6 protein-coding genes are annotated in these 5,385 nt (G+C 48.3%); 1 reads left to right on the top strand and 5 read right to left on the bottom strand.

Translation table 11 applies throughout. The annotated features are described in order from the left end of the window. Positions 1-262: 262 nt before the first annotated feature. The 5 genes from RIC19_RS10650 to RIC19_RS10630 all read right to left on the bottom strand — a co-directional run bounded on the left by RIC19_RS10650 (position 263) and on the right by RIC19_RS10630 (position 4,377). Positions 263-622 (bottom strand): hypothetical protein, encoded by a 360-nt coding sequence (locus tag RIC19_RS10650; protein ID WP_350178300.1) that lies wholly within the window; start codon positions 620-622, stop codon positions 263-265. Further along, positions 603-935: a hypothetical protein gene (locus tag RIC19_RS10645; protein WP_350178299.1), complete on the bottom strand. Its 333-nt coding sequence runs from the start codon at positions 933-935 to the stop codon at positions 603-605. The genes RIC19_RS10650 and RIC19_RS10645 overlap by 20 nt, the downstream gene beginning before the upstream one ends. Positions 936-1,070: 135 nt before the next feature. Beyond that, positions 1,071-2,333: an imidazolonepropionase gene (gene hutI, locus RIC19_RS10640; protein ID WP_350178298.1), complete on the bottom strand. Its 1,263-nt coding sequence runs from the start codon at positions 2,331-2,333 to the stop codon at positions 1,071-1,073. A gap of 217 nt (positions 2,334-2,550) precedes the next feature. Beyond that, positions 2,551-3,510, bottom strand: a complete 960-nt coding sequence (locus RIC19_RS10635; protein ID WP_350178297.1) for a thioredoxin fold domain-containing protein — start codon at positions 3,508-3,510, stop codon at positions 2,551-2,553. A gap of 345 nt (positions 3,511-3,855) precedes the next feature. Beyond that, positions 3,856-4,377: a helix-turn-helix domain-containing protein gene (locus RIC19_RS10630; protein WP_350178296.1), complete on the bottom strand. Its 522-nt coding sequence runs from the start codon at positions 4,375-4,377 to the stop codon at positions 3,856-3,858. A gap of 270 nt (positions 4,378-4,647) precedes the next feature. Here RIC19_RS10630 and RIC19_RS10625 point away from each other — a divergent pair, with 270 nt between their 5' ends. After that, positions 4,648-5,175 carry an RNA polymerase sigma factor gene (locus RIC19_RS10625; protein WP_350178295.1) on the top strand — a complete coding sequence of 176 codons (528 nt, stop codon included), beginning with the start codon at positions 4,648-4,650 and terminating at the stop codon, positions 5,173-5,175. Positions 5,176-5,385 lie beyond the last annotated feature (210 nt).

Below are 5,385 nucleotides of genomic sequence, written 5' to 3'. Positions count from 1 at the left end.
TGGGATTTTACACTTCGGGCTGCTCTTGCCAAATTTTGTCCTGCTCTTCGTTGTTCTTCGGTCACGTAGCTAAGGCTATGTTCCCTCATCACGCCTTAATCAGAACAAAATTTGGCTGCGTTCGCTCCAAAAGCAAAGTCCCAACACGCTCTAATGCGTTTGCTGCTAAAACAAGGAGAACTGGAAGATGTTGGGTTTTGATGACAAAGCACTAATGTGGGCAGTCCGAAATAACGTGGCGTATTTCACGCTTGACAACGCATTAGCGACTGATCTTGAAACTCAAACTGGCCAGGGGGATTGGGCTGGCGAAGAAGTCTCGTTCCAACCTTCCCAAAGGGTAAAATAGGTTGAAATCCAACCAGCGGCCCATCAGTTGAATACCGGGCAGGATAACCGTCCCGTCTACGGGCGCCCCGGTGAACAGCTCGGCCTGTAATGCAAAGAAGGAAGTAACAGACCAAAGTGCACTGAGGGTATAAACGGGAGAAGGCCTGAGGTTGCCTTCTACTTGTGCCATCACCAGGCCGGAAGAGAAGTGGCGGTGTGGGGTGCCTGCCGAAAGCGTAGCGTGGTAAAGGTTATGCGTGGAAAACCCGCCCTCATAGTCTGGAAGCTTCAAAAAAAATACCACCAATGCCCAAATTAATCAAGTCCTTCCGGATGGGGATGTTAACTTTTGGTGCGATGGCATAGGTGAGAGGATGGTCGTTTTGGCCTATGCTGCTGGCCAGGTCAAAACCAGCGCCTATGGAAAGGTAATCGTTAATACCGTAAGCGGCAAAATTAGCCGTCAGCATATAGTTCCGGTAATAGAACTCGCCTTTCTTTAAGCCGTAGCCGGTATTGGGCCCTACATGATTGAGATATTTACCGGTAGTGGGGACCCACAAGCCGAGAGTATCGACATCCTTAATATCACTAAGTTCCAACACGCTCTAAGAAATGTGATTTTGTACTTTATTACATTGCATGCCGTCTGCTTTATGGCGCATACTTCCGGCTTCAAAATTTACCTTGCCTGCTGCTGAAGAGGCCCGCTCCTGTTCAGGCAAAATACCCGACAAGCATCAATCCAGGAATACAGACCGCTTATCTACCCGGCACTGACCGTCAATGTACACCCGCTCTATAAGGTCGGTGCCAAACGAATAAGGCAGGAAAGCGAGGGAAGGCATTGGGGCCGTCAGTATGAAACTGCCTCGTTTGCCTTTGGCGATGCTACCCAGCTCAGCTTCCAGTTCCAGCGCTCTGGCCCCGTTGATGGTTGCCGCGCAAATGGTTTCTTCCGGCAGCATGCCACATTTGATGCACGCAAGCGACAAAACGAAGGGCATCCGGCCCGAGGGCGTTGACCCCGGATTGTAATCGGTTGCTAAAGCCACGGGTAGTCCTGCGTCGATCAGCTTACGGGCGGGTTGATAGTGCCCTCCGATAAAGAAGGGGGCCGAGGGCAAAAGGGTTGGGATGGTTTGCCCACTTTTCAAAATTTCGACCTCTGCATCCGAAACCACTTCCAGGTGGTCCACGGAAATGGCACCTCGCGCCACTGCCGCATTAATGCCGCCCATGCTGTTGAATTGGTTGGTGTGCACTTTAGCTTTGAGCCCGTACCTGGCACCAGCTTCCATGACCCGGTCCATTTCTTCCACCGTAAAAAAGCCTTTTTCACAAAAGGCATCCACGTAATCGGCCAGCCCTTCATCAGCAATGCGGGGCAGCATTTCGTTCACGATGAGATCAAGGTAGGCTTTCCGGTCGGCTTTGAAGGCTGGTGGCAAGGCATGAGCGCCCAGAAAGGTGGCCTTAATAGGAATAGGGGCTTTTGCGCGTAACCGCCGGATGACCCGCAGCATTTTCAGCTCGCTCTTCACCGTCAGCCCATAGCCACTTTTAATTTCAACAGCGCCTGTGCCGTAGGTGATGATTTCCTTCAGCCGCAGCCAGGCGTCGGTAAAGAGCTCCTCTTCGGAGGCCTCCTGCAAGCGGCGGGCAGAGTTGAGGATGCCACCGCCGCGCCGCGCAATCTCTTCGTAGCTCAGGCCTTTGATGCGGTCTACAAACTCCTCTTCCCGGCTGCGGGCGAACACCAGGTGGGTATGGGAATCGCACCAGGCCGGCAACACAGCACGCCCACTGGCGTCAACGACTTCGTCAGCGCGCTCCGGACAGGCTTCCATCGACCCGAAACTCATGATGCGTCCGTCTTCTATCAGCAAAAAAGCATCTTCTAGAATCGGGATATTTTGCATTTGCCTGCCGCTGTAGGCTGGCTGTGGGGCTGTTTCGGCTAATACGAGGAAGCGGATATTGCGAAGGAGTAGGGTAGGCATCGGTTTCGAGTTGGTGAAGGGCAAAAATAAAAAACGGATGCTCTATATGAAGAACATCCGTTAAGCTAGAAAATACCAGTAGCCTGGAAATACGGGGGGAGTAAGGCCACTGGCTTAATCAGCTATTCCATTCCATTATTAGATTTGAGGTGTCGGGGATCATTACGGGGTCAAAATGGCTCATTTTTCCGGCTGCACTGACCCCATGGCATCCAGTCTATTTTTGAACCCTCTTGACAAAGCTGTCAGGATATCTTGGGGTTACCTGTTTCTGATAAATCTCCGCCTCGGCTTTACTGTTGAAAGTACCTGCACAGAGCCGGTATTTAGTGTGCCCGTCTGAGCCCTTAAATGGCAGGAGGTGCCCCTCCGTTCCGTAACGCGCCAGGTTTGCTTTTTCTTTAAAGGCATTCTGATGGCTGGAGAAAACTCCGACTTGTACAGAATAGAATGCCTGAGGCAGGCTGGAGTGTTGTACCTTTTGCGGACGGTTGTAAATGCTTGGGTATTGCTCCCGATGAGCAGTTACCGCTGCCGCAGGCTTTGGCCGCTCTACTTGTTGCGGGTAATAACCCTGATGGGCAACAGGAGAAACATCAGGGACAAGCCGGGGGCGGGAAACCTTATGCTTGACAGCCCGGTAGGCAACCGGACGGGCAATGCCCCCTTTCGTTTTGGCTGGCATAATCCGGTACTCCGGGGTATCGTAATTGCGCAGGGATGCAATCATTTCATCTGCAGTCTGCTTGCCTGTCAGCCCGCCGATGAGCTCACCCTCTGTGCTGAAGATCAGCGTGGTGGGCAGTTGATTGATCTCAAACTGATGTTGAAGCTTCGCGCCTTCAGGCTTTTCAATGTCTACTTCAGCAGCCAGGTAGTTACTGTTAATATAGGCTGATAACCTTTGGTTTGAAAAGGTATGTTTTTCCATCCATACGCACTGCTCCACATGGTCTGCTGTAAAATGCAGGAAGAAGAGCTTGCCTTCAGCTTTTGCTATTCGTTGAACTTCCTGATAATCAGACTCCGTAAACTGAAAGGGATGAGGTTCTGAAGTGGTGGTTGCCGCGAAAAGGCAAACACTAGGCAGCAGGGCTGTCAGCAGGAGTAAAGATTGTATAGTGTTAAACGGTTTTCGGTGACGAATGACTTCGACGGGGGGAGTTTTTGTGCACATGATTTTACGGTCGTTTGAGTAACTAGATTCATTATTCAACTCAATCTCCGGCTGGGTTATTACCGGGAATTTGGTTTCTTACTGAATAAGACGGCATAGCATGGAATGGAACATAAACTCAAGCTACACAGTCTGTTTGAGTGCCGTTCAGTGTTTGAGTTTGCCTTAGTTCTGTTCTGTGTTGGATGGTCTAACTTAGCAGTTGTAGCTAGTGTTTGAAACAGGGTGGGGAATGCTTTGATATGTAGAATCGTGATAGATCACCTCTGCTTTACTTTACCGTAAATATAAGGGAAGAACGAACAACAATCAAGAGTTAGAGATAAATATTTGAATAAAAAATAATTATTTCCCTTTGATATGACATTTTACGAAATCGATAAGCGCTTTATGGTTGCCGGCCAACTCTTCTGATGCATCATACAGCTCTTCAAATTTCATAGCGGCCATTTGATAAGATTTGGACGCCCGCGTCGATTCGTCAAGTGAGTTGGTCTTATATTCAAAGCAAGTATGTATACTATTGATTACATTGAGGAGTTCCTCTGCTCTCTTAGTAAACTGCCCGAGCAGTTCAGCTTCGTTAGCAGAAGGGGCCTCATAATGTTCATTGGCCGCCTGCAGATTGTCTTCTACGCTCAGGTCTCGCTTGGTGAGATCCAGAATAGGGACGCCAAATAAATTGGAGAGCTTGAGCAGGTTACAGATTTTAGGTTCGGCACTGCCGTTCTCGTACGAAGCAATGTTCCCTCGGTTGAGCCCAATACGCTTACCCAGCTCTTCTTGGCTGAGCTTCAGCTGCTTGCGCAGAAAACGGATGTTGCGATGTAAAAGAATCGTATCTTTTGTTTCTTTAACCAGGCTCATGATTGGATGGCTTTTTCTGCAAAAAGACCAAACGTTGAAGTTTACCGTTTTGCATTATTCATTCTAAAATACAAATGAAGCCCTGCATGGTTTAGTTGTGTTAAGATTTTTAACGACTGGTGGCTATTTTGCCATTGAACTGTCAAATCAACTACACCTAGGTAAGAAAGCCTTTCCGAAAGGAAATTTTATTTGCAAAATTGATGTTGGAACTGTAAATTTGTAAATATTAATTACAAAAGCTAATTCATCAAACATAAATCACCGACTATGCTATATACAGTGCAAAATCAGATACAAGAACAATTGGACAGCATTAGCAGCTCTCTCCGGGCGTTTTCGCTTAAGCTGACTGGCAACCCGGTTGATGCTGAAGACCTGTACCAAGATACAGCAGTCCGGATTATTACCAATGCGGACAAGTACAGACAAGGCACAAATTTTAAGGCTTGGGCGGTGACCATTATGCGGAACATCTTCATCAACAACTACCGTAAGAAGGTGCGCCGCAATATGATCATCGACCAGACGCCCAATAATTACTACCTCAATTCCGGGGATAAAACCGTGGAAAATGATGGGGAGAATAATGTTGCGTACAAAGAGCTGATGAAAATGGTCAACTCTTTACCTGAAGATTTCTGCCGCCCCTTCATGATGGCCTATCAGGGTTATAAGTACGACGAGATTGCGGAACAGTTGGGATCTCCACTGGGGACCATCAAAAGCCGTATTTTCTTTGCACGCAAAAAGCTGCAAAAAATGTACGCGGAGGCACAGAAAGAGCGTCGGGCCTAAGAGCGTGTTGGGACTTTTGTCTTCTAGTCGAAAACTAACAATTTTTTGGTTAGACGAGGCACGAAAACCGGAGTTTAGCCTTAGCTAAATAGCCTGTCCCGCAGTTTGCGGGAAGGATTTTCGGGACGAAGCATAAGCAAAAAAGTGTAGTTTGCAGGCCGATTACTAAAGTCCCAACACGCTCTAATTGCCGAAAGTTATTAATTGTTG

The organism is Phaeodactylibacter sp. (genome assembly GCF_040219495.1).
Classification (GTDB): domain Bacteria; phylum Bacteroidota; class Bacteroidia; order Chitinophagales; family Saprospiraceae; genus Phaeodactylibacter.
This window is presented reverse-complemented; position numbering and strand designations above follow the sequence as displayed.

Coding starts and splice junctions, on each gene's coding strand:
- RIC19_RS10635 (WP_350178297.1), bottom strand. CDS start 3,510: ATGTGCACAAAAACTCCCCCCGTCGAAGTCATTCGTCACCGAAAACCG.
- hutI (WP_350178298.1), bottom strand. CDS start 2,333: ATGCCTACCCTACTCCTTCGCAATATCCGCTTCCTCGTATTAGCCGAA.
- RIC19_RS10630 (WP_350178296.1), bottom strand. CDS start 4,377: ATGAGCCTGGTTAAAGAAACAAAAGATACGATTCTTTTACATCGCAAC.
- RIC19_RS10625 (WP_350178295.1), top strand. CDS start 4,648: ATGCTATATACAGTGCAAAATCAGATACAAGAACAATTGGACAGCATT.